Origin of the sequence: Streptomyces cinereospinus, assembly GCF_042430725.1 — a bacterium.
Lineage (GTDB): Bacteria > Actinomycetota > Actinomycetes > Streptomycetales > Streptomycetaceae > Streptomyces > Streptomyces cinereospinus.
In genome coordinates this window covers 1-20,258 of sequence record NZ_JBHMCY010000007.1, presented here as the reverse complement: position 1 = coordinate 20,258, position 20,258 = coordinate 1, and the positions used below count along the sequence as shown (strand labels likewise).

General features: G+C 73.1%; 21 protein-coding genes and 3 pseudogenes. 12 read left to right on the top strand and 12 right to left on the bottom strand.

Annotation, left to right across the window (positions count from 1 at the left end; translation table 11 throughout):
* Window positions 1–7: 7 nt before the first annotated feature.
* Window positions 8–1,315, bottom strand: a complete 1,308-nt coding sequence (locus tag ACFF45_RS05265; protein WP_381342515.1) for an ABC transporter substrate-binding protein — start codon at window positions 1,313–1,315, stop codon at window positions 8–10.
* 117 nt (window positions 1,316–1,432) lie between these two features.
* Between ACFF45_RS05265 and ACFF45_RS05260 the strand changes: the two genes are divergently transcribed.
* Entirely contained in the window at window positions 1,433–1,951 is a 519-nt protein-coding gene (locus tag ACFF45_RS05260) for an SCO4402 family protein (protein ID WP_381342512.1), read from the top strand.
* A gap of 58 nt (window positions 1,952–2,009) precedes the next feature.
* Complete coding sequence (gene purU / locus ACFF45_RS05255; RefSeq protein ID WP_381342509.1) at window positions 2,010–2,894, top strand: formyltetrahydrofolate deformylase; 885 nt, start codon at window positions 2,010–2,012, stop codon at window positions 2,892–2,894.
* A gap of 35 nt (window positions 2,895–2,929) precedes the next feature.
* On the opposite strand, the gene ACFF45_RS05250 is transcribed toward purU, so the two are convergent.
* Together ACFF45_RS05250 and ACFF45_RS05245 are read right to left on the bottom strand one after the other, a co-directional pair.
* On the bottom strand, window positions 2,930–4,300 hold the full coding sequence (locus ACFF45_RS05250; protein ID WP_381342507.1) for a zf-HC2 domain-containing protein: 1,371 nt from the start codon (window positions 4,298–4,300) through the stop codon (window positions 2,930–2,932).
* Entirely contained in the window at window positions 4,297–4,869 is a 573-nt protein-coding gene (locus ACFF45_RS05245) for a sigma-70 family RNA polymerase sigma factor (RefSeq protein ID WP_381342505.1), read from the bottom strand. Before ACFF45_RS05245 ends, ACFF45_RS05250 begins: the two co-directional genes overlap by 4 nt.
* 377 nt (window positions 4,870–5,246) lie before the next feature.
* Here ACFF45_RS05245 and ACFF45_RS05240 point away from each other — a divergent pair, with 377 nt between their 5' ends.
* The 4 genes and pseudogenes from ACFF45_RS05240 to ACFF45_RS05225 form a co-directional block, all read left to right on the top strand.
* Window positions 5,247–5,627 carry an STAS domain-containing protein gene (locus tag ACFF45_RS05240; RefSeq protein WP_381342502.1) on the top strand — a complete coding sequence of 127 codons (381 nt, stop codon included), beginning with the start codon at window positions 5,247–5,249 and terminating at the stop codon, window positions 5,625–5,627.
* A gap of 149 nt (window positions 5,628–5,776) precedes the next feature.
* The gene (locus ACFF45_RS05235) at window positions 5,777–6,283 is read left to right on the top strand and encodes an EF-hand domain-containing protein (protein ID WP_381342500.1); all 507 of its coding nucleotides are present in this window, start codon (window positions 5,777–5,779) and stop codon (window positions 6,281–6,283) included.
* Between the two features lie 798 nt (window positions 6,284–7,081).
* Window positions 7,082–7,591, top strand: a complete 510-nt coding sequence (locus ACFF45_RS05230) for an ATP-binding protein (RefSeq protein ID WP_381342831.1) — start codon at window positions 7,082–7,084, stop codon at window positions 7,589–7,591.
* A gap of 694 nt (window positions 7,592–8,285) precedes the next feature.
* A pseudogene (locus tag ACFF45_RS05225) lies at window positions 8,286–8,489 on the top strand (ABC transporter ATP-binding protein); the annotation flags it as partial.
* 15 nt (window positions 8,490–8,504) lie between these two features.
* On the opposite strand, the gene ACFF45_RS05220 reads toward ACFF45_RS05225, so the two are convergent.
* Window positions 8,505–9,155 (bottom strand): TetR/AcrR family transcriptional regulator, encoded by a 651-nt coding sequence (locus ACFF45_RS05220; protein ID WP_381342498.1) that lies wholly within the window; start codon window positions 9,153–9,155, stop codon window positions 8,505–8,507.
* A gap of 115 nt (window positions 9,156–9,270) precedes the next feature.
* On the opposite strand from ACFF45_RS05220, the gene ACFF45_RS05215 reads away from it, so the two are divergent.
* On the top strand, window positions 9,271–9,678 hold the full coding sequence (locus tag ACFF45_RS05215) for a Dabb family protein (RefSeq protein ID WP_381342495.1): 408 nt from the start codon (window positions 9,271–9,273) through the stop codon (window positions 9,676–9,678).
* Window positions 9,679–9,975: 297 nt separating this feature from the next.
* Here the strand turns inward: ACFF45_RS05215 and thrS are convergent, their stop codons facing one another.
* Window positions 9,976–11,304: a threonine--tRNA ligase gene (gene thrS, locus ACFF45_RS05210; protein ID WP_381342493.1), complete on the bottom strand. Its 1,329-nt coding sequence runs from the start codon at window positions 11,302–11,304 to the stop codon at window positions 9,976–9,978.
* A 598-nt stretch (window positions 11,305–11,902) separates the two neighbouring features.
* Window positions 11,903–12,106, bottom strand: a pseudogene (locus ACFF45_RS05205) (helix-turn-helix domain-containing protein); the annotation flags it as partial.
* 156 nt (window positions 12,107–12,262) lie between these two features.
* Here ACFF45_RS05205 and ACFF45_RS05200 point away from each other — a divergent pair.
* Window positions 12,263–12,520 (top strand): annotated as a pseudogene (locus ACFF45_RS05200) (MFS transporter); the annotation flags it as partial.
* Window positions 12,521–12,571: 51 nt separating this feature from the next.
* On the opposite strand, the gene ACFF45_RS05195 reads toward ACFF45_RS05200, so the two are convergent.
* Complete coding sequence (locus ACFF45_RS05195; RefSeq protein ID WP_381342490.1) at window positions 12,572–13,897, bottom strand: flavin-containing monooxygenase; 1,326 nt, start codon at window positions 13,895–13,897, stop codon at window positions 12,572–12,574.
* 182 nt (window positions 13,898–14,079) lie between these two features.
* Window positions 14,080–14,319 carry a hypothetical protein gene (locus ACFF45_RS05190; RefSeq protein ID WP_381342488.1) on the bottom strand — a complete coding sequence of 80 codons (240 nt, stop codon included), beginning with the start codon at window positions 14,317–14,319 and terminating at the stop codon, window positions 14,080–14,082.
* 87 nt (window positions 14,320–14,406) lie between these two features.
* Here ACFF45_RS05190 and ACFF45_RS05185 point away from each other — a divergent pair, with 87 nt between their 5' ends.
* Entirely contained in the window at window positions 14,407–15,009 is a 603-nt protein-coding gene (locus tag ACFF45_RS05185) for a GNAT family N-acetyltransferase (protein WP_381342485.1), read from the top strand.
* Between the two features lie 6 nt (window positions 15,010–15,015).
* Here the strand turns inward: ACFF45_RS05185 and ACFF45_RS05180 are convergent, their stop codons facing one another.
* The 3 genes from ACFF45_RS05180 to ACFF45_RS05170 form a co-directional block, all read right to left on the bottom strand.
* A complete protein-coding gene (locus ACFF45_RS05180) occupies window positions 15,016–15,681 on the bottom strand; it encodes a pyridoxine/pyridoxamine 5'-phosphate oxidase (RefSeq protein WP_381342483.1) in 666 nt (221 codons plus the stop codon).
* Between the two features lie 59 nt (window positions 15,682–15,740).
* Window positions 15,741–16,163: a pyridoxamine 5'-phosphate oxidase family protein gene (locus tag ACFF45_RS05175; RefSeq protein ID WP_381342480.1), complete on the bottom strand. Its 423-nt coding sequence runs from the start codon at window positions 16,161–16,163 to the stop codon at window positions 15,741–15,743.
* A gap of 106 nt (window positions 16,164–16,269) precedes the next feature.
* Window positions 16,270–16,887, bottom strand: a complete 618-nt coding sequence (locus ACFF45_RS05170; protein WP_381342477.1) for a LysE family translocator — start codon at window positions 16,885–16,887, stop codon at window positions 16,270–16,272.
* An 82-nt stretch (window positions 16,888–16,969) separates the two neighbouring features.
* On the opposite strand from ACFF45_RS05170, the gene ACFF45_RS05165 reads away from it, so the two are divergent.
* Window positions 16,970–17,422 carry an Lrp/AsnC family transcriptional regulator gene (locus ACFF45_RS05165; RefSeq protein WP_196462033.1) on the top strand — a complete coding sequence of 151 codons (453 nt, stop codon included), beginning with the start codon at window positions 16,970–16,972 and terminating at the stop codon, window positions 17,420–17,422.
* 87 nt (window positions 17,423–17,509) lie between these two features.
* Here the strand turns inward: ACFF45_RS05165 and ACFF45_RS05160 are convergent, their stop codons facing one another.
* Window positions 17,510–18,145, bottom strand: coding sequence for a TetR family transcriptional regulator (locus tag ACFF45_RS05160; protein ID WP_381342828.1), 636 nt, complete (start codon window positions 18,143–18,145; stop codon window positions 17,510–17,512).
* A gap of 134 nt (window positions 18,146–18,279) precedes the next feature.
* Between ACFF45_RS05160 and kbpA the strand changes: the two genes are divergently transcribed.
* Both kbpA and ACFF45_RS05150 read left to right on the top strand, forming a co-directional pair.
* Window positions 18,280–19,014 (top strand): AfsK-binding protein KbpA, encoded by a 735-nt coding sequence (gene kbpA, locus ACFF45_RS05155; RefSeq protein WP_381342475.1) that lies wholly within the window; start codon window positions 18,280–18,282, stop codon window positions 19,012–19,014.
* A 223-nt stretch (window positions 19,015–19,237) separates the two neighbouring features.
* A partial coding sequence (locus ACFF45_RS05150) for a serine/threonine-protein kinase (RefSeq protein WP_381342472.1) occupies window positions 19,238–20,258 on the top strand: 1,021 nt, incomplete at its 3' end.

Sequence of the window (20,258 nt, the reverse complement as noted above, 5' to 3'; positions counted from 1 at the left end):
GGCCGGGTCAGCCCCGGTCGTCGGCGCCCCGCAGGGTCTCGGTCACGTCGATGGACCCCTGGCGCGCCGCGACCAGCTGGCCCCCGCGCACCACCTGGAGGGTCACGTCGGTGTTGACCAGGCGCGGGAGGCCCACGGAGGACAGCACGTCCTGGAACTGCCAGCGCAGGGTCGGGGTGAGCCCGCCCGTGGTGACCTTGAAGCCGTTGTCCAGGGTGCGCCGTACCGTGTCGGAGGAGACCTCGTTGTCGCCGAGCGCCTTCACCACGGCCGCCAGGACGGTGTACGCGATCCAGGTGGTCTGCACGCCCGCGTCGGCGGGGTCGATCCGGGTGTCGGTGAAGGCCTGCTCGCGGATGACCCTCTTCATCCCGTCCCAGCGCTTGTCGGTCTCCACCGGGTACCAGCCGGTGATGTACGCCCCCTCGTACGGGCTCGACGCGCCGCCGGTGGCGTCGAGGACCGTCTGGTCGACGCTGCCGAGCACGGTGCCCAGGCGCACCTCGGGGTAGTCCTGGCGGGCGCGCCGGAAGGAGTCCATGAAGGTGTTGGTGCGGTCGCCGAGCGCCGGCACCACGCAGCCCGGCTCGGCCGCGTCCGTGGTGGCCTGGGCCAGGGCCTGCTGGGACTGCGCGGAGAACTCGGTGGCGTCCTCCGCCGCGCGCAGGTCGGCCGCGTCCTGGTGACCGCCCGCCTCGAGGCCCGAATTGATCAGGTGGGGAAGTTCGTCGCCCGCGATGGTGTCCGGCCGGACCAGGGCGACCGGGCCGCAGCCGCCGGCGAGCTGCCGGCCGAGGCCGGCCAGCAGCGCGGGCTGGCCGCCGTTGACGGGGTAGGACAGCGGGCTGGTGAACTCGGCGTTCGTGATGCCGTAGCCGCCTATGTACGGGATGCCCGCGCCCTCCAGGATGGGGAAGAAGGTGTCGGTGAACTGGCTGTAGGAGCCGACGACCGCGACGACCTTCTCCTCGACCGCGCGGCGGGCGCACCGCGCGGCGTCCACGCTGTCGTTGCGGTCGTTGCAGATCACGACCTTCAGCTCGCGCCCGTTGATGCCGCCGCTCGCGTTGACGTGCCGGGCGTAGGCGAGGGCCAGGGCGGGCATGCCGGGCTTGTTCGTGGCGTTGGTGTCCTGCGGCGCCCAGGTCATGACGGTGATCGGGCCGTCCCCGACGCCCCCCGCGAAGCCGGGGACGATCCCGCACCCGGCGGCGAGCGACGCGCACGCCAGCAGGGCGCCCGCCGCGCGCAGGGCTCTGACGGGCCTGGTGAGGGCGGGGAGGAATGTGCTGCGGGTGCGTCGCCTGCCGGTCATGGACCCGCACGATTCCGCCACATCACTAACCCGTGAGTGATCTTCGGCCACCGGCGGGTGACGTCCGGGTGAATTACGGGGTCCGGTGAACGGCGTGCGGCGAGGAACGTACGATCGATGACCGTGCAAGGTGTGCAAGGTGTACAAGGTTCGGCGAACTCTTCCCGCCGCGGGCATCGCTCATCCACGATGGGTGCCATGCCTCTGAACGACATGCCGTGGTGGCGCTGGCGCAGCAACGTGCGCTCGGCGCTGCACATGCTCTCCGATCCGGTGTTCCAGCGGGACGTCTGGCTGGCGGGCACCGAGGGGTACGGGGACGTCACCGACGCCGTGTACCGGCTGGTCGAGGACACCTGGCTGGACCACTGGTCCGCCGAGAAGTACGTCGGGACCATATTCCGGGACTCGCAGGAGGCGGCGCTGGTCGACACCGCGGTGCTGCGGGTGCTGCGGATCATGCACCAGGTCGGGCCCGACGCGCCGGTCTCCTCGTACATGGAGCACCCGGCGTGGCCGGAGGCGGTGCGCGCGGCCCGGGACGCGCACGTGCGGATGGCCGTCAGCGACGGGGAGGACCCGGACGCGGCGCCCCGCACGCTGGAGGTGCTGCGCATACTGACGCGGTCGGCGTAGACCCGCGGGCCCGGCTGGGGATTCTGCGCGCCGAGTTCCGTGTGGGACCCTGTGCTGCATGAACGAGCAGTCCAACCGAGCCGCGGCCGCCCCGGCCGACCAGTACGTTCTCACCCTGTCCTGCCCGGACAAGCAGGGCATCGTGCACGCCGTGTCGAGCTACCTGTTCATGACCGGGTGCAACATCGAGGACAGCCAGCAGTTCGGTGACCATGACACGGGACTGTTCTTCATGCGGGTCCACTTCTCGGCCGAGCCGCCGGTGACGGTGGAGAAGCTGCGCGCCAGCTTCGCGGCGATCGGTGACTCGTTCCAGATGGAATGGCAGATCAACCGGGCCGACGAGAAGATGCGCATCCTGCTGATGGTCAGCAGGTTCGGCCACTGCCTGAACGATCTGCTGTTCCGGGCGCGGATCGGGGCGCTGCCGGTGGAGATCGCCGGTGTGGTGTCCAACCACACCGACTTCGCCGAGCTGGTGGGCTCGTACGGGATCCCGTTCCACCACGTGCCGGTGACGAAGGAGACCAAGGCGGAGGCCGAGGCCCGGCTGCTGGAGATCGTCCGGGACGAGCAGGTCGAGCTGGTGGTGCTGGCCCGGTACATGCAGGTGCTGTCGGACGATCTGTGCAAGCAGCTGAGCGGCCGGATCATCAACATCCACCACTCGTTCCTGCCGAGCTTCAAGGGTGCCAAGCCCTACCACCAGGCGCACGCGCGCGGGGTGAAGCTGATCGGCGCGACGGCCCACTACGTCACCGCGGACCTGGACGAGGGGCCGATCATCGAGCAGGAGGTCGAGCGGGTGGGCCACGGCGTCACCCCCGACCAGCTGGTCGGCGTCGGGCGGGACGTGGAGTGCCAGGCGCTGGCGCGGGCCGTGAAGTGGCACGCGGAGCGGCGCATCCTGCTGAACGGGCGCCGGACGGTCGTGTTCGCGTAGCCCCGCGCCCCGCGCCGGTCCCGGGGCCCCGGCGGCTACATCCGGCTCAGGGACGCCGCCGCGAGCAGGACGTCCCGGATGGCCTCGCGGTCGCCGAGCTGGCCCGCCGCCGCCTCGTCGGGGGAGACCCGGCCCGCGGCCAGGCGGCAGAACTCCACGCCGTCCAGGGCCACATGGGCCACCTCGTGGTCGGCGGAGCCGAGTGCCGCGGGGGAGTCCAGCGGGATCAGCCACTCACCGCCGCCCGAGCCCTCGATCTCCAGGCGGAGGGTGCGGCCGGGGGTGCCGGCGGGGACCAGACGGCGGGGCGCGCGGGCGGGGGAGGCCAGGCCCGCCCGGCGGCGGTCGGCGAGCGTGCCGGGCAGCAGCCGGGCCGCCAGGTCGACCATGCGGTGCAGATGACGGGCGGACGGGGGCTCGTACGGGTAGTCCACCGCCTCCGCGATGTCCTCCGCGTGCACCCAGCACTCGAAGGCCCGGTCGGTCATCGCGTCGCGCAGCGGCAGCTCGTGGTCGCCGTACGGCACGCCCAGCCCGCCCTCGCCGCCGCCGGTGAAGGAGACCGTGCGGACGATGCCGTGGCTCTGCTCCCGCCAGGGGGCCCGGACGGTGCGGGTCGGCGGGACGTGGCAGGCCCGCCAGTACGCCTCCGTGCGGGCCGTGGGGGTCGGTGGGCCGGCGTCGGTGCCGCCGAGCGGGTCGTCCAGGCCGAGGGCCAGGGCGATCAGGCCGTCGACCGCCAGCAGGTGGGCGATGACGCCGGCGACGGTCGTGCGGCGTCCGGCCGGCCGGCTGCCGTCGAACCAGCGCAGCCGTACGGGCGTGTGCCACTCGGCGTCGCCGAAGTCCTGGAGGAGGGCGTCGAGGCGGGCGGTCTCGGCGTCGTAGGCCGCGGCCCAGTCGGGGACCGGGACGCGCGGCGGGCGCCGGTCGAGGCAGGACTCCAGGACGCGGGTGCGCAGGCCGGGGTCGAGGTCGAGGCTGTCGGGGCGTTGCAGCAGGCCGACCGCTTCACGCAGCCGGCGGGCCTCGTCGGCGCAGCTGCCGCAGCCGCCCAGGTGGTCCTCGACCGCCGCCGTCTCCTCGGCGGAGCAGGCGGCCAGCGCCCAGGCGCCCAACAGGGACTTGAGCACCTGGTGTTCGAGCTGCGGGGGTGCCGGGGGGACGGCGGGCAGGGGAAGGCCCGTGTCCTCCACCGAGGCCCGCGGCACCGGTATGCGGGGCCGGCCGGAGACGTACGGGGTGTCCTGCTCGTCCGGTTTCTTCTCGTCACCGGATGCGCCGAAGCCGCCGAACCCGCCGAAGGGGCCGGACTCGCCGAACTCTCCCCCGTCCCGCTCTTCTTCGTCCCGCTTGTCGTCGTCCCGCTCGTGGTCGTCCCGCTCGTGGTGGTCCGGGTCGGTCACACCGCACCTCCGTATCCGGGTGGTGTGCCGGTGTCGTGGGCCGTGGTGAGCAGTTGCAGGCCCAGCCGGAGGCGGCGGCGCGCCTCGTCCTCGGTGATGCCGAGGTCGGTGGCGGTCTGGCGGTAGTCGCGGCGCTGGAAGTAGGCGCGTTCCAGGGCGGCGCGCAAGGGGGCCGGCATGGACTGGACGATGTAGTCGGCGCGGGCGGCGACCGAGGCGTGGCGGACCTTGCGCTCCAGTTCCTCACCGCCGCCCCGGCCGGTGCCGGCCAGGGCGGCGGTCTCGGTGGCGCGCAGGCGCTGCACGGCCAGGCGGTGGGTGAGGGTGGCGACCCAGGAGCGCAGGGGGCCCTGCCCGGGGTCGAAGGCGTCGGGGTGTTCCCACAGGTGTGCGAAGACCTCGCGGGTGACGCCGTCGGCGGCCCGCTCGTCGCCGAGCACGCGGTGCGCCAGGCCGTGGACGAGCGCGGCGAAACGGTCGTAGAGCTCGCCCAGGGCGGCCGCCTCACCGCGCGCGAGTCGCTGCTGCATCGTGCGGTCCCAGCGGGGCGGTGCGTCCCTCCTCGTCATGCGGCTCCCTCCCCGTGCGGCGTCGCGGTGTCCAGCCTGCGTCCATCGTCACCTCGAATGTAGTCGGCGCGTCGGACGAGGCACGCCCCTTTGCGGCAATGTGCGCCCCTCGACGAGCCGCAGGTGATAATGCGCCGTCGTGCCGCGCGTACCCGGCGGGCGCCGGAGCAGGCCCGATCGGCCGGGGTCTAGCAGGATCGAACGGGAACGAACGGGATCGAATGCGACTGAATCAAGCCTTTCTCGTGTGCGCCTCGTTTTCAGCGGGGTGTTTCGGGGAACGGCCGGTGGGCAGCCGCGACGCAAGGAAGCGTAGGAACTGGTTCCGTTTCCGGGCGGTTCCGGCCGCTTCCCGCACGTCCCGGCGAGCGAAGGACATGGTGGTGGCGTTCAAGGTGACCGGCGGTGAGCAGGGCGAATGGGCCGTGCTCCAGGTGTCGGGCGAGCTGGACCTGGTGACGTCGCCGGTGCTGCGTCAGCGGGTGCACGACGTGGTGGCCGAGGGCCGCCACCGTCTCGTCCTCGACCTCTCCGAGGTCTGGTTCTGCGACTCCAGCGGGGTGGGCGTGCTGATCGCCGCCCGCCGCCTGCTGCGCTCCTGCCAGGGGCGGTTGCGGCTGATCCTGCCCGCGCAGGGCGCGGCCGACGGCTCGCACGTCAACCGCGTGCTCGGCGCGCTGGGCGTGCGCCGGCTGTTCGACGTGCACCCCGATCTGCCGTCCGCGACATCGGAGGACGCCAGCCCCCTGTCGGCCTGACCCGCCGCAGCACCGGTGTGCCACACCGTTGTTCCAGAATTCCCCCAGTCTTGGCACAACCGTCGTTTTCCCCCTCCCGAACCGTCCGCCGCGTCGTACGCTCCCTGGCGAGAAACACCCCGACATGACGTGAGGCGGCCTGAGAAGACATGGTCAGCAGCGAGTACGAGCGCAGGATCGCGGCCCGGTTCGCCACCTTCGACCAGGACGGCAACGGCTACATCGACCGCGAGGACTTCAGCGGCGCGGCCAAGGCGCTGCTCGCGGAGTTCGGCACGGCGTCCCGCTCCGACAAGGGGCAGGCGCTGTACGGCGGCGCGGAGGCCTTCTGGCAGGGCATGGCCGGGATGGCGGACCGGGACGGGGACCAGCGGGTCACCCGCGAGGAGTTCGTCGACGGCGCGGTCAAGCGGCTGCGCGACAACCCCGACCGGTTCGCCGACATCGCCCGCCCTTTCCTGCACGCCGCCCTCGACGTCGCCGACCCGGACGGTGACGGCCGGGCCACCGTCGAGGACGTCACGCGCGTGCTGCGCGTGCTCGGCGTGCCGGAGGACGTCGCGCGGGCCGCCGTCGCGGCGTTCGGCGGCGACGGCACGGTGGGCGAGGCGGAGATCGTCTCCGCGTTCGCCCGTTACTTCACCGTGCCCGAGTAGCCGCGCACCGCTGCCCGAGTCCGTACCCGAGCACCTCCCGCGCGGCGCACGCGGGAGGGCGCAGAGTGTTTCCGCGCGCCCTCCTGCGCGCGGGTGCGCCGTCGCCGCCGTCGGCGTCAACCGTGCGGTCGGCGCGGGCCGTTCGACGAGCGCGTGCGCGACGGCGGCGCAACACGCCCGGGCCCGATGCACAGTTCGGCGGCCGGCCGACGACGCCCACGGCCGCCTCCGCGGGCCCGGCGACACGCCCTTCACCTGGGCGGCAGGGGCGCGTCCGGCCCTAACCCGACGTACGGGCGAAGATACGCAGAGTGATGGAGCGCTGACGGGTGGTCCGCCCTCGCAAGCCCGCGGCCTGCGGCATCAATGCAGCTGGGGCAGCGAATGTCGCCGATTGTGGCAGGGCATTCTTACGGAGCGTTACTGTCGACGTGCGGCCCGGGCGCGGCTCGTGACGTCCCGGAGTCGCAGGCCCGCTCCGGTACCTTGTGTGAGATGCGAGAGGTTCCGCGCACGAGCCGGGCCGGTGACGGGCCTTGTTCCGCCGCCTGTTCGAGTCTCCGCGGCGAGCGTCGCACAGTATGCCGCACGGGTAATCCTTCGCGCTGGAATATGCCCGAAGCGCTTGTTGGCGTGACTGTACGTCAACCATGCTGTAGCGCAAGGGACTCACGTTCCGTGATCCCTGCTCTGGCCGTTGTTCTGGTCATGCAGAAAATGGCTACGATCGTGGCCCTCATGAGGCGTGAGCCTCTGTGTCCACCGGTTCGGATGGTGTGAGCGGTGCAGGTGCTTCAAGTGCAGCTGGAGATCCGGCCCGACCCCGCGGAGGTGGGGCGCGCCCGGCGGTGGGCCCGGTCGCGGCTCGCCGGGTGCGGGATAGCGGCCGACGAACCCCTCGCCGAGACGCTGGTCCTGCTCGTCTCCGAACTCGTCACCAACGCCGTGGTGCACACCGGCTGCCCCGCCGTGCTGCGACTCTCCCTGCCCGAGCCGGCCGCCGACTCCGCCACCGTCCGCCTGGAGGTGGCCGACGGCAGTACCCGCGCCCCGGTGCCCCGGTGGGTGGACGACGAGGAGACCGGGGGGCGCGGCCTGGCGCTGGTCGACGGCCTCGCCGACCGCTGGGGCTGGAGCCCGGAGGGCGTCGGCAAGCGCATCTGGTGCGAACTCGACCGCTGCGCCGGGACGCGTGCCGCGGCGGTGGCGTGCGGCGGCGGCGCGGCGGCCGCCTGCGAGGGCCTGGACGGGCTCGACGGGTACGACGGGTACGACGGGTACGAGGGGCTGGCGTACGAGGCCGTGTGAGGCGCCCGGCGCCGGTGCTCTGTGTCAGGGGGCGGGGCGCGGTGTCGTGAACGGGGCACGGGCGCACGGGTGTGAGGTCCGCCGGGCGCGGCGGGCGGGTGTGCGCCTGGGTGTGCTTCCGTACGCGCTCATGCCGAAAACGGCATAGAGGGCAAATCCCCCGATCGGTGTTGACGCCCAGTGGCGGCCTGATCACGCTGGGGGGAGCGATTCGCCGTGAGGGGACGGCGAGGGGTCCGGTGACGGGATCCCTTGTCGAGTGCGACTTCGCGATGCGGCGCTGGTTCCGTCGTCAGGTCCTGGGGAACCGGGGCGGGTGCGCCGGAGACGGATGGCGGCGTGTGGCGCCGCGCTCGGGGCGAGCGCGCACGCGCCGCCGTCCGGACTCGTTCAGCCGTCGGCGCCGATGGCCGCCGCTCGGGCGGAGCCCCCGTTCCTCCACAGGCTGTGGACAACGCCCGGGCGCCGGCACGGTGGAGGGGGTTGAGGAACTTCGGAACGAGAGACGGCGCCAGCCCGGAACTAGTGGGCAAGAACGGCGGCAGGGCGCCCCTTGTCAGGAAGCGGCAGGGCGCCCCTTGTCAGGAAGTTGTGCCACCTCGTAGTCGGCGAGGATGCCGCAGGTCGGTTGGCAACCAGTGATCACGGAGTGTGGCCGGCGGCCGGTCGGAGGATGGTGCTGGCGTGGTCCGGTGCGGTGCAGCGGGCGAGGGACACGGTGCTGCACGGCCGCACGGCGGTGGTGATCGCGCGCCGCCTGTCGACCGTGGAGATCGCGGACCGGGTCCGGGAGACGGAGCACGGCCGGATCGTGGAGGACGGCTCGACGGCCGGACTCATCGGCGGTACGAGCCGGTTCGCGGGCCCGCACCGCGTCTGGCGGGACAGCCTGGCCTGAGGTCCCCGCCGCGGGTCAGGCGGTCGGCCCGTAGGCCCGCAGGAAGGTGTCCACCGCGGCCTCGGCCACCGCGCGCGTCTCGGCGGCGGGGACCGCGCGGGTGCCGAGCCGGGAGCGCGCCTCCATCGGGCCGGTGAGCAGGGCGAGGAGTTGCTCCGCGGCCAGGGCCGGGTCGCACGGCCGCAGCCGGCCGGCCAGTGAGAGGCGCGCCAGCCGGTCCGCCAGCGCCTCGCCGAGCCGGCCGTGGGTGCGTTCCTGGACGGTCTCGATCAGGTCGGGGAAGCCCCCGACCTGGGCGTACGTCAGCCATCGCAGGGCGCGAGCGCGTTCGCCGCAGCAGACCTGGAGCATCCGGTACGCCGTGTCCTTCAGGGCGGCCCGCAGGTCGTCTCCAGGAGTGCGCAGCCGTTCGGCCGCGGCGAGGTTCTCCGCCATCACAGTGTCGGCCGCCGCCCCGATAGCGTGCCGGAACAGGTTCTCCTTGTCCCTGAGGTGGTTGTAGACCGTCGGCTTGGCGACTCCCGCCTCCTCGGCGATCTCCCGCACGCAGGCGTTCTCGTACCCCCGGCGCGCGAAGACCGCGAAGGCGGCGTCGAGGATCGCCTGCCGCTTGTCGATACGCCCCCGGGGTGCCGTCCGCCCGGACGGAGTGGTCGCTGCTGTCACCTCCGCAGGGTACCGCCGCCTTGTTCTGTACCTCAAAGACCTCTAATTTGAACCCATGGGTTCAATCGTGACGCCCGCCGCCAGCGGACCGCTCGACCCAACGAGAGGAGATCCAGTGATCGTCAACACTTTGCGCTTCAGCTTCAGGGACGGAACGACGGAGGAGGAGAAGGCGGAGGTTCTGGCCGCGATGCGGCGCACGTCGACCGTGGAGTCGGCCGTGTTCGGAGTGGTGGGCCAGGATCTCGGCGACCCCGCGGACGGGTTCACCCACACCTACTGCGCGGGGGTCGCGGACCTGGCGGCGCTGGAGCGGTACCTGCACGACCCGGTCCACCTCGAGGGCGACTCCACCATCCTCCCCCGCCTCGCGCGGCTCTCGGCCGTACGGTTCTCCGACGACATGGATCCCGGGCTGGGCGAGAAGATCATGGCGCTGCACCTGAAGAAGGTGGCGCAGTACCCGGAGTGGGGCCGGCTCCTCGACTCCATCCCCGATGTGCACCTCTCCTCCGAGGCCTGACGGAGGGCTGACGCAGAGCATGGACGGCGCGGAACTGGCCACGGTTCGCGCCGTCTCAGCACGAGGTCCCCGTCCGCTTCCACCCCCTGCGACGGCGGCTCACCACGCGGTCACGGACAGAGGAGCACGAGGCCCGCACTGCACCAGCCCGCACAGCGCCCCCGCACCGCGTGATCACAACTGATCGCTCCGCAGAGTAACCACAGTGCGGCTTCGGCCTCGTTTGTCCCCTGAGGCCATCGCGGAGATCACCAGCCTCCTCGCGCCGGGCGACAGCAGGCGCCGATCGCGACGCTGCTATGAGGTGGCGTCGGCCCACAGGACGGTGCTGTGGGCCCCGACGAGAGCACTGATGCGGGTCAGTACGTCACTGACCGGCTGCGGGTCGAGTCGGCGTCCGTCACGCAAGCGCAGTGCGACGTGATCGTCAGCGGCCTCCTTGGCGCCGATGACGGCTTGGTAGGGAACCAGGCGGGCCGCTCGGATGCGGGCACCCAGGCTGCCGCGGTCCGGTCCCGCGATCGCGGCACGCAGTCCGAGACGCGTGCAGCGTTGCGCGAGGGCCGCGGCGATCGGCCTTTCGGTGTCGGAGATCGGGAGGATCAGCAGCTGAGTGGGGGCGAGCCAGGCGGGGAAGGCACCGCCGTGCTGTTCGATGAGATGGGCGACGGCTCGCTCCACACTGCCGATAATGCTGCGGTGGACCATGACCGGGCGGTGCTTGGCGCCGTCCGCGCCGATGTAGTGCAGGTCGAACTGCTCGGGCTGGTGGAAGTCGACCTGGACGGTGGACAGGGTGGACTCCCGGCCGACGCCGTCGGTGAACTGAACATCGATTTTGGGGCCGTAGAACGCGGCCTCTCCCTCGGCTGCCTCGTAGGGCAGGCCGGAGCGGTCGAGGACATCAGTCAGCAGGGCGGTGGACCGTTGCCACTTCTCGGGTGCGGCGACGTACTTGCCGCCGGGGCCCGGGAGGGAGAGCCGGTAGCGGGCCGGGGTGATGCCGAGTGCCTCGTACGCCCGGCGGATCATCTCCAGCGCCGCCTGCGCCTCCTCGGCGACCTGGTCCAGGGTGCAGAAGATGTGCGCGTCGTTGAGCTGGATGGCCCGCACCCGGGTCAGCCCGCCGAGGACGCCCGAGAGTTCGGAGCGGTACATGCCTCCCAGCTCGGCCATGCGCAGGGGCAGTTCGCGGTAGCTGCGGGAGCGGGAGCGGTAGATCACCGCGTGATGAGGGCACAGACTCGGCCGCAGGACGACCTGCTCACCGCCGAGGTCCATCGGGGGGAACATGTCGTCCCTGTAGTGCGCCCAGTGTCCGGAGATCTCGTACAGTTCCCGCTTGCCGAGGACCGGTGAGTACACGTGGCGGTACCCGGCTCGCCGCTCAGCGGCACGGATGTACTCCTCCAGGGTGTGGCGTACGGTCGCGCCATCGGGCAGCCAGTACGGCAGGCCGGCGCCGATGAGCGGGTCGGTGTCGAACAGGCCCAGTTCACGGCCGAGCTTGCGGTGGTCATTCATGGCGGTCTCCTCGCGGACATCGGGCGAGTGACCGCAAGGCGAAGCCCCGGGGCACTCGCCCCGGGGCTTCGGACCAAGACATCTGTCAGCGCGCCGGGACACTCTCCGGCGTCGTCGTCATAGCAGCGCGCTTCATGCCGGAGACGTTAGCAGGCCGTAGCGACGTCCACACGGTCATTCCTCGTCAGGAGCGCCCGGGTCGCGCAGGGATCGCAGCCCGCCGGGCGGATCAGGCGGTTGGAAGGAGTACCGGCCGAGCATGTTGATGTGGTGCCGCACAAACGGTGAGGGCGGGCACGTCCTCGTCGCGGACGTCGCAGCCGTCCGCCCGCAGCTGGTTCACCGCGGCTCCATCTACCGCGTGTTGCCGGGCATCCCGCTGGCTCTTCCCCGGCCGACGGGTCGGTCGGCCGACTCGTTCCGACCGCCTGTCCGCGCTACTTGGCGAGATCGGTGTTCCGGTCGCTGCCGTCCGCGGTGCTGCCATCCGACAGCGACTCCTGGGATTGCTCGCTTCCGTCGTCGCGGACGCCCTCGGCTACCACGACAAGACCACCAGCCGCCTTCTCAGGGAGACCGGCGGACCTGGAGCCGATGCGCCGCTGACGATTACAACCAGTCACCGTTGGACTGAGGTCCTCGAGGAATCCGCGACAGTCGAATACGCGAGCCCACCAGTATCCACCCCCGTGGACGGCGTTCACGCCCGGACGGGCACGGCCGCGTCCCCGCCCCCGGTCCGCAACGTCCGCCGGTACGCCGTGGGGGCCACCCCGAGCGCGGCCTGGAGGTGCTGCCGCATCGACTGGGCCGTGCCGAACCCCGCGTCGTGGGCGACCTGGTCGACGGAGAGGGCGGTGGACTCCAGCAAGTGCCGGGCGCGCTCGACGCGCTGCTGGGTGAGCCGGGCACGATGCTTGTCCGCGCCCTGGCGGCCTGACCGCGTGCCTGGCCGCCTGTCCCGGGCGCCCTCTCCGAGGTGGCGGTGCGGAGAGTGGCACCGGAGATCCCGAGCGCCTCGGCGATCGCGCTGACGCTCTCGCCCGTCGCCTTCGGCCCGACCGGGGTCGCCACCGTGCCGCCCACGATGGCGCCGTGCCGCGAGCAGTGCGGGGCGGACAGCGCGATCGTGTTCGGCCGGGTGCCGGCCTCGCACCAGGTCGGGGCGGCCGCGGTGGCCTTCCTGGACGGCGTCGCCCGGGACGCGTTCGGCTCGTACGACGTCGTCTGGTACGCCTCCGGGGCGCTGTGCGCGGCGGCCGCGCCGATGGCGCTGGTGATCCGCCGGAAGACGGTGACCCCGCTGGAGATGGCCGCCCGGGACATCCCGAGAGGTGTCCCGGGCGGGTGCCGGGTGGCGGTCCGTGGTTCAGCCGGGGATGCGGGAGACCCGGTCGGCGCTGCGGCGGGCGACCGCCCTGGCGATCCGCTCCGCGTCGCGGGCCAGTTCGCGGAGCATGCCGCTGATGGGGTTGGTGAAGCCGGTGAAGTACAGGTCGGGGGCGTTCTTCGGGGCGCGGGCCCCATGGCTGACGGGTCTGCCGCGCGGGTCGAGGACGTCCAAGTGGCTGAGGAGGGGTTCGAGGGCGCGGACGTAGCCGGTGGCCGCGATGACCGCGTCGGGGTCGATGCGGGCGCCGTCGGCGAGGACCACCCGGTCGCCGTCGAAGGAGTCCACGGCGGCCGTGATCTCCACCCGGCCGGTGCGGACCGCGTCGACGAGGCCGACGTCCTGAACCGGGATCGCGCCCTCGGTGACCCTGCTGTACAGGCCGGTGTCCGGGCGGGGCAGGCCGTGCGCGGAGAGGTCGGGCACGCTGAGCCGGGCCAGCGGCCGGGCGAGCCGGTCGACCAGGCCGACCGGGAGGCGGCGGACCAGGACGCCGGTGTACTGGGCGGCCCAGCCGGCGGTGGAGCGGCGGACGATGTGCGGCGCGGTGCGCACCGCGAGCCGTACCCGGGCCGCCCCGCCCTCGGCGAGGTCGACGGCGATCTCGGCGCCGGTGTTGCCCGCGCCGACGACCAGCACGTCCCGGCCGGCGTAGGGCGCGGGGTCGCGGTAGGCGCCGGCGTGCAGGAACTCGCCCGTGTAGGTGTCGCGGCCGGGCCAGTCCGGGATGCGCGGGGTGTGGTTGTGGCCGGTGGCGACGACGACCGCGCCGCCGGTCAGCCGGCGGCCGCCGGTGGCGTGCAGCAGCCAGCCGGTGCCGTCGGGCGCGCGCTCGATCCGGGAGACCTCGACGCCGGTGACGATCTCCAGCTCGTGGTGCTCGGCGTACTTCTCCAGGTAGCGCACGAGGTCGTCGCGGGACACCCACCGCCCGAACCGGCGCGGCATCGGCAGTCCCGGCAGGGCGGACAGGCGCCGGGTGGTGTGCAGGCGCAGCCGGTCGTAGTGCCGCCGCCAGGAGGCCCCGACGCGGTCGGACCTCTCCAGGACCACGGCCCGGATCCCGCGGGCCCGCAGGGCGTGGGCGGCGGCGAGTCCGCCGGGTCCGCCGCCGATGACGTAGACGGGGCGGTCGACGGTGCCCGGCCGGGCGGCGCGGCCGCCCGGCCGCCGGGGGGCCGGCCCGGCGCCGGGGTGCGCGGTCGGCGCGGTCCCGGCGTCCGGCCGCACGGTCCGCGACCTCGTCGCCGTCGGCGGTGCGGCCTGCGGTTCCTCTGCGTTGGGGGGCGCTGTGGAGTCGGGCATGGTACGGAGCGTAATCACCTGCCGGGTTGATGGGTCTCGGTCAAGACCGGAATTGGTTGCGGATCGATCACGGGTGGGGACGGAGTGGGCGGGGGCTGTGGCGCGGGGCGACCGGTTGTGCCCGATCCCTGGAGGCGGGGGAGGTGCCGGGCACGGCGTCCCGGTGCACCCCGCCCGCCGTGTCACTTCCGGCCGGCCGGCTTCCCCTTGCCCGTCACCCCGCGCGACCCCCGCGATCCCGTGATCCCCGTGATCCCCGCGATCCCTGCGATCCCCGCGATCCCCGCGATCCCCGCGATCCCCGCGATCCCCGCGATCCTCGTGATCCCCGTGATCCTCGTGATCCTCGTGATCCCCGCGATGGAGTCGCCCGCGTCGGTGTTCGCGCCGTGGCCCTCGTCCCGGGGGGAGACGTGGTCCACGCCGTCGCCTCGCGCCGGTCCGGCCGGACCGGCGGTGGAACGCCGCGGCCGAGGGCGTTCCATGGGCCGAGGGCGTTCAATGGGGCGATGGCACTCATGAACTCGCGGTCCCTCTCCCACCCCCACCCCGAGCTGCACGGTCACGGACTGCGGCTGTGCGGCTGGGACCCGGCTTCCGACGCGGACGCCGAGGCCTGGCTGCGCGGCCTGTCCGACCCGGACTTCCGGCGCTGGAACACGCCCCTCAGCCCGGTCACGGACCTCGACTCCGCCCGCGCCTCGCTGCGCGGCAAGGCCGACAGCACGGCGAACGGCACCAGCGCGTCCTTCCGCGTCACCGACGCGGCGACGGGCGCGACCCTGGGGCACGTCGGGGTCAACGAGATCGACCACGTCTTCCGCCTCGCCCGCGTCGGCTACTGGATCCTCCCCGAGGCACGCGGCCGGCGCGCCGCCACCCGAGCCCTGGACCTCGCCGCCCGCTGGGCCCTGACCGACCTGGGCCTGCACCGCCTGGAACTGGGCCACGCCGCGGGCCACGACGCCTCCTGCCGCATAGCCGTCCGCTGCGGCTTCCCGGCCGAGGGGACGCTGCGCGGCGCCATGTGGGAGGCGGGCCGCCAGGACGCCTTCCGGGACGTCCACCTGCACGGCCGCCTGGCCACGGACCCGCCGGTGGAACTCACCTGAAGCCGGTCAGGGCCAGAGCAGCTGCCGGATCCAGCCGGCACCGTTCCTGACGTAGCGCAGCCGCACGTGCCGCCGCCGCTCGTCCCCCTGGAAGAACTCGACCTCGTCCGGGGCCAGGTGATACAGCGTCCAGGTCGGGGACGGGGCGCCGGGGTCCTCCCGGGCCCGGTCCCACGCCGTCCCGGACGCCCGCGCCAGCTCCTCCAGGGACGCCAGCGGCTCGCTCTGCCGCCCGGTCAGCGCGGCGGCCAGCGCGCCGGTCGAGCGGGCGTGCAGATCGGCCAGGCTCTCGGCGGGCGGGGCGGTCGTCACCGGACCGCGCAGCCGGATCTGACGGCCCTGGACGTACCAGTACAGCCCCAGGGCGGCGTACGGCCGGGCGGCGAGCTGCCGCCCCTTGCGGCTGGTGGCGTGCGTCGCGAAGGTCCAGCCGCCGGGCCCGGCGCCGTGCAGCATCACCGTGCGCACGTCGGGCAGGCCCGACGCGTCGGACGTGGCCAGCGACATGGTGTGCGGCTCCGGCTGCCCGGCCGCCACCGCCTGCGCGAACCAGGCGGTGAACAGGGGCAGCGGAGCGGCGGGTGCGGCGTCGGGGTCGAACGGCGGCAGCGTCGTGACCTGCGGGTCCCACACCCGCAGCGACTTCAGCAGCTCGTGGAGATCCGGTTCCATGCCGTCGAGTATCGCGGGCGCGCACGGTCCCCGGGGGACGCGGCGGGGCGCGCGGCGGGCTACACGGTCCCCAGGTCCGAGGAGACCCAGTGCTCCGGCCGCATCCGGATGATCAGCATCTCGCCGTGGTTCTTCCAGGAGAAGTCGACGTACTCCTCGACCTTCTCGGCCGGCAGATAGCGCGCCGAGAGCTCGCGCAGCCGCTCCACGGTGGCGGGGACGGTGTCCACCACCGGTCCCTCGACCGACACATAGCGGACAGTGGGCTCCAGCCGGTCGACCAGCAGCGTGAACCGGCCGGCCGCGCTGATCAGCCGGTGCTTGCGCGAGCCCGCGCCGGTCATGATCCACGCGTCGCCGCCGGGCTCGTACTGGTACCAGATCGGCACGCTGAGCGGGGCCCTGCCCTCCTCGGCCACCGCGAGCGCGGCGGTGTGCGGTTCGGCCAGGAACTGTTCACGCTCTGCGCGGGTCAGTGCCATGACGGGATCTCCTCAGCGACGTCGTCGTCGAACGGCCTTTCCGTGTTCAACGCCGCCCGGCCGGCCGGTGTTCCACCGGCCGGCCGGGCGCGTGCGGCCGTGGCCGCTACAGCGTGGCCAGCCGCTGCATCAGGAGGAAGGCCCCGATCCCCAGCATCGCCGCGCCCGACGTGCGGGCCACCGCCCGGGCCGCCGCCGGGCGCGCCCCGAGCACCGCGCGGGCCGCGAGCCCGACCCCGAGGTAGACCACGGCGCAGCAGGCCATGTGCAGCAGCCCGAGGACGGCGGTCTGGGCCGGGACCGGCGGGTGCCCGTCGCCCGGGGCGAGGAACTGGGGCAGGACGGAGAGGTAGAGCAGCAGCCCTTTGGGGTTCAGGCCGCTGATCGTCGCGCCGCGCAGGAAGACCCGGCCGCCACGGGCCGGGGCGCCGCCGGCCTCCGGCGCGGCCGGGCGCCGCAGCACGCCCCACCCCAGCCGCACCAGGTACGCCGACCCGGCCACCGTCAGGGCCGTGAGCAGGGCCGGGGACCCGGCCACCAGGACCGCGAGGCCCGCCGCCGCGAGCAGGGTGTGCAGCGCGTAGCCGCCGACCAGGCCCGCCACCGCCGGTACCGGCGAGAGGTCGCGCAGCCCGGCCGAGATCACGTAAGCCCAGTCCGCGCCCGGTACGCAGACCAGTAGCAGGTCGAGGGCAAGGAAGGAGAGCAGGGTGGCGGAGTCCATGCCGGCGAGGTTAGGCGGGACATGCCCGAAAGTGTTTGCAAACTTTCCCCGCGATGCCGCTTTCTCGGGAAGAATCTTCCCCATGGACGACATGGACCGGAAGATTCTTGCCGAGCTACAGCAGGACGGGCGGCTGACCGTGACCGAGCTGGCCGCGCGGGTGCGGCTGAGCGTCTCGCCGTGTCATCGCCGGCTGCGCGAGCTGGAGCGGTCCGGGGCGATCAGCGGTTACCGGGCCGTGGTCGATCCGGGGGCCGTGGGGCTGACCTTCGAGGCGCTGGTCTTCGTGTCCATGCGGCAGGAGGACCGGGACACGGTCGCCGAGTTCGAGAAGGCGGTCAGCGAGGTGGAGCACGTCCTGGACGCCCAGCGGCTGTTCGGGGAGCCGGACTATCTGCTGCGGGTGGCCACCGCGGACCTCGCCGCGTTCCAGCGGCTCTACGACGAACGGCTGGCGACGCTGCCGGGGGTGCAGCGCCTGACCTCCACGCTGGTGATGAAGCACGTGGTCAAGGACCGGCCGCTGCCGGCGTGACGCGCGGCGGGCGGCGGTTCACCGGTGAGGCACCGGCCGTATGACAGGACTTGACGCGTGCGGGGAGGAAGAAGGGGGGAGCCGCGGCTACTTGGACGGCTTCTTCCCGGTGATGCCCAGATGGACCAGGACGGCCAGGTTCGGCTTGAGCTCGGCCTGCTTGACGCCCCAGCTGGTGAAGCCCTTCTGGTGCGAGGCCACCGCCGCGAGCATCGTGACCAGCGCGCCGGCGATCGCCGCCGGGTTCACGTCCTTGTCGACGCGGCCCTTGGACTGGAGTTCGGTGACGACGTCCACCAGGGGGCTGTTCACCGCGTTCAGGATCTTCATACGGATCTTGTAGAACCGCTTGTCGCCCTCGGCGGCACCGAGGTCCACGACGCGCAGGATGGCGTCGTTGCGGCGCCAGAACTCCAGGAAGCCGTCGACGAGTTCCTGGGCGGTCTGCCAGCCGGCCTTGCCGGCCCAGGAGCGTCCTTCGAGCAGTTCCGCCAAACCGGCGCCCTCGGCGGCCATTTGCTCGGCGATCTCCAGGACGGCGCCCTCGACGTCCGGAAAGTACTGGTAGAAGGTCGCGGGCGAAGTGCCCGCCCGCCGGGCGACATCGATGACCTTGACGTCCCGGTAGGGCGAGGAGCTGAGCATCTCACCGAGGCAGTCGAGCAGCTTCTGCCGCGTCGCCTGCCCGCGCCGGCCGGCCACGCGGCCGTCGACGGTACGCACTTGTCCTGTCATGCCGTCAGCTTACCGAGGGGTGATGGGAGCGCGATTCGGCCGACTGCAAATGGGGTGCGCGGGGGATCGGGGCATGGTGTGGCCGGTGAGCGGGGCGTCCGTGGCACCGTTACTTTGGCGACATGGCCGAAAACAGCACATCTGCTCGCGAAGCGGCGTACACCGAGGGCGTCCCGTGCTGGGTGGACGCGCAGCTCGCCGACGTGGCGGCGGGCGAGCGGTTCTACGGTGAACTCTTCGGGTGGTCCTTCCGGCCGTCGCACGGCGGGACCGTGTGGGCGTACCGAGAGGGGCGGTCCGTCGCCGCGCTCGCGCAGAAGACGGACGGCCGGCTGCCCACGGTCTGGACGGTGTACTTCGCCACCCCGGACGCCCGGGCGCTCACCGTGCGGATCCGGGCGGCCGGCGGCCAGGTGGTCACCGCGCCGGTGCCGGTCGGCGAGCTGGGCGTCACCGCGCTGGCCACCGACCCCGAGGGCGCCGTGTTCGGCCTGTGGCAGCCGGGGACCCACGCGGGCTTCGGCCTGCGGCACGCGCCCGGCGCCTTCGTCTGGGCCGAGCTGTACGCGCGGGACACGGCCACCGCGAACACCTTCTACGGCGGCCTCTTCCACGACGCCCTGTTCGGGCCGGACGCCGAGCCCGACGTCGGCCGCGCCCCCGTCACCACGGTCTTCCCGGCCCTGATGCCGCCGCACTTCCTCGTTCATTTCGGCGTGGTGGACTGCGCGGCCGCGCTCGGCGAGGTGACCCGGCTGGGCGGCCGGATCCAGGCGGGACCTTTCGACACCTCGTACGGCACGGTGGGGGTGGCGGTGGACGACCAGGGGGCGTCGTTCGCGGTGCTGCAGCGCTGAGCCGCCGCCGGCCGGGCGGCCCGGGCCGCGCCGCCGGCCCGTCGGTGCGCCACCCGTTGCCCGAGTATGTACAGAGACATCCGCAATGTCGGCTGGTTCGCAACCTGTGGCCGGGACAGGAAGAATCGGGGTGCGTGCCGCCACGGCGGTGCGGTGGTGAGACGCTGCACGGGGTCGCGCACATATGTGGGTGACGCGGCCCGTACGGGGAGGTGGCAGGCAAGTGGTGGATCAGCTGACGCAGCACGATCCGCGGCGGATCGGGCCGTTCGAGGTGCTGGGGCGGCTGGGCGCCGGCGGCATGGGGCTGGTCTATCTCGCGCGCTCGGCGTCCGGACGGCGGGTGGCGATCAAGACCGTGCGCACGGAGCTCGCCGAGGACCAGTTGTTCCGCGTCCGCTTCACGCGCGAGGTCGAGGCGGCCCGCGCGGTCTCCGGCTTCTACACGGCGGCCGTGGTCGACGCCGACCCGCGCGCCGCCGTGCCGTGGCTGGCGACCGCGTACGTCCCCGCGCCCTCCCTGGAGGAGATAGTGAACGACTGCGGGCCGCTCCCGGCCCAGGCGGTGCGCTGGCTGGCCGCGGGCGTCGCCGAGGCGCTCCAGTCGATCCACGGGGCCGGGCTGGTCCACCGTGACCTCAAGCCCTCGAACGTGCTGGTGGTCGAGGACGGCCCGCGGGTGATCGACTTCGGCATCGCCTCCGGCGTCTCGAACACCCGTCTGACCATGACCAACGTGGCCGTCGGCACCCCCGCCTACATGTCGCCCGAGCAGGCGAAGGACTCGCGCTCCGTCACCGGCGCCAGCGACGTCTTCTCGCTCGGCTCCACGCTCGTCTTCGCCGCCACCGGCCACCCGCCCTTCCACGGCGCCAACCCGGTCGAGACGGTCTTCATGCTGCTCCGCGAGGGCCCCGACCTCGACGGCCTGCCCGACGAGCTGCGCCCGCTGATCGAGTCCTGCATGCAGATGGACCCCACGGCCCGCCCCACCCCGGCCGACCTCCAGGCCCAGCTCGCCCCGCACCTGTTCGGCTCCGGCTCCGACGACAGCGGTACGGCCTCGGCGTGGCTGCCGGAGAAGGCCGTCGGCCTGATCGAGTCCCGCCGCGGCGGCCGCCCCGCCGCCACCCACGCGTCCGGCGCGGGGCGCGGACCCGGCCGCCCGCCCGCCGTGCCGCCGCCGCCCTCGCACGACCCGGTCGTCCCGGCCCCGCCCGTCTCCGCCCCGCCGGTGCCCGCAC

Bases quoted from the DNA above. Each gene is read 5' to 3' on its own strand.
- ACFF45_RS05265 (WP_381342515.1), bottom strand. From the start codon at position 1,315: ATGACCGGCAGGCGACGCACCCGCAGCACATTCCTCCCCGCCCTCACC.
- ACFF45_RS05260 (WP_381342512.1), top strand. From the start codon at position 1,433: ATGACCGTGCAAGGTGTGCAAGGTGTACAAGGTTCGGCGAACTCTTCC.
- purU (WP_381342509.1), top strand. From the start codon at position 2,010: ATGAACGAGCAGTCCAACCGAGCCGCGGCCGCCCCGGCCGACCAGTAC.
- ACFF45_RS05245 (WP_381342505.1), bottom strand. From the start codon at position 4,869: ATGACGAGGAGGGACGCACCGCCCCGCTGGGACCGCACGATGCAGCAG.
- ACFF45_RS05240 (WP_381342502.1), top strand. From the start codon at position 5,247: ATGGTGGTGGCGTTCAAGGTGACCGGCGGTGAGCAGGGCGAATGGGCC.
- ACFF45_RS05235 (WP_381342500.1), top strand. From the start codon at position 5,777: ATGGTCAGCAGCGAGTACGAGCGCAGGATCGCGGCCCGGTTCGCCACC.
- ACFF45_RS05195 (WP_381342490.1), bottom strand. From the start codon at position 13,897: ATGCCCGACTCCACAGCGCCCCCCAACGCAGAGGAACCGCAGGCCGCA.
- ACFF45_RS05185 (WP_381342485.1), top strand. From the start codon at position 14,407: ATGGCACTCATGAACTCGCGGTCCCTCTCCCACCCCCACCCCGAGCTG.
- ACFF45_RS05180 (WP_381342483.1), bottom strand. From the start codon at position 15,681: ATGGAACCGGATCTCCACGAGCTGCTGAAGTCGCTGCGGGTGTGGGAC.
- ACFF45_RS05175 (WP_381342480.1), bottom strand. From the start codon at position 16,163: ATGGCACTGACCCGCGCAGAGCGTGAACAGTTCCTGGCCGAACCGCAC.
- ACFF45_RS05170 (WP_381342477.1), bottom strand. From the start codon at position 16,887: ATGGACTCCGCCACCCTGCTCTCCTTCCTTGCCCTCGACCTGCTACTG.
- ACFF45_RS05165 (WP_196462033.1), top strand. From the start codon at position 16,970: ATGGACGACATGGACCGGAAGATTCTTGCCGAGCTACAGCAGGACGGG.
- kbpA (WP_381342475.1), top strand. From the start codon at position 18,280: ATGGCCGAAAACAGCACATCTGCTCGCGAAGCGGCGTACACCGAGGGC.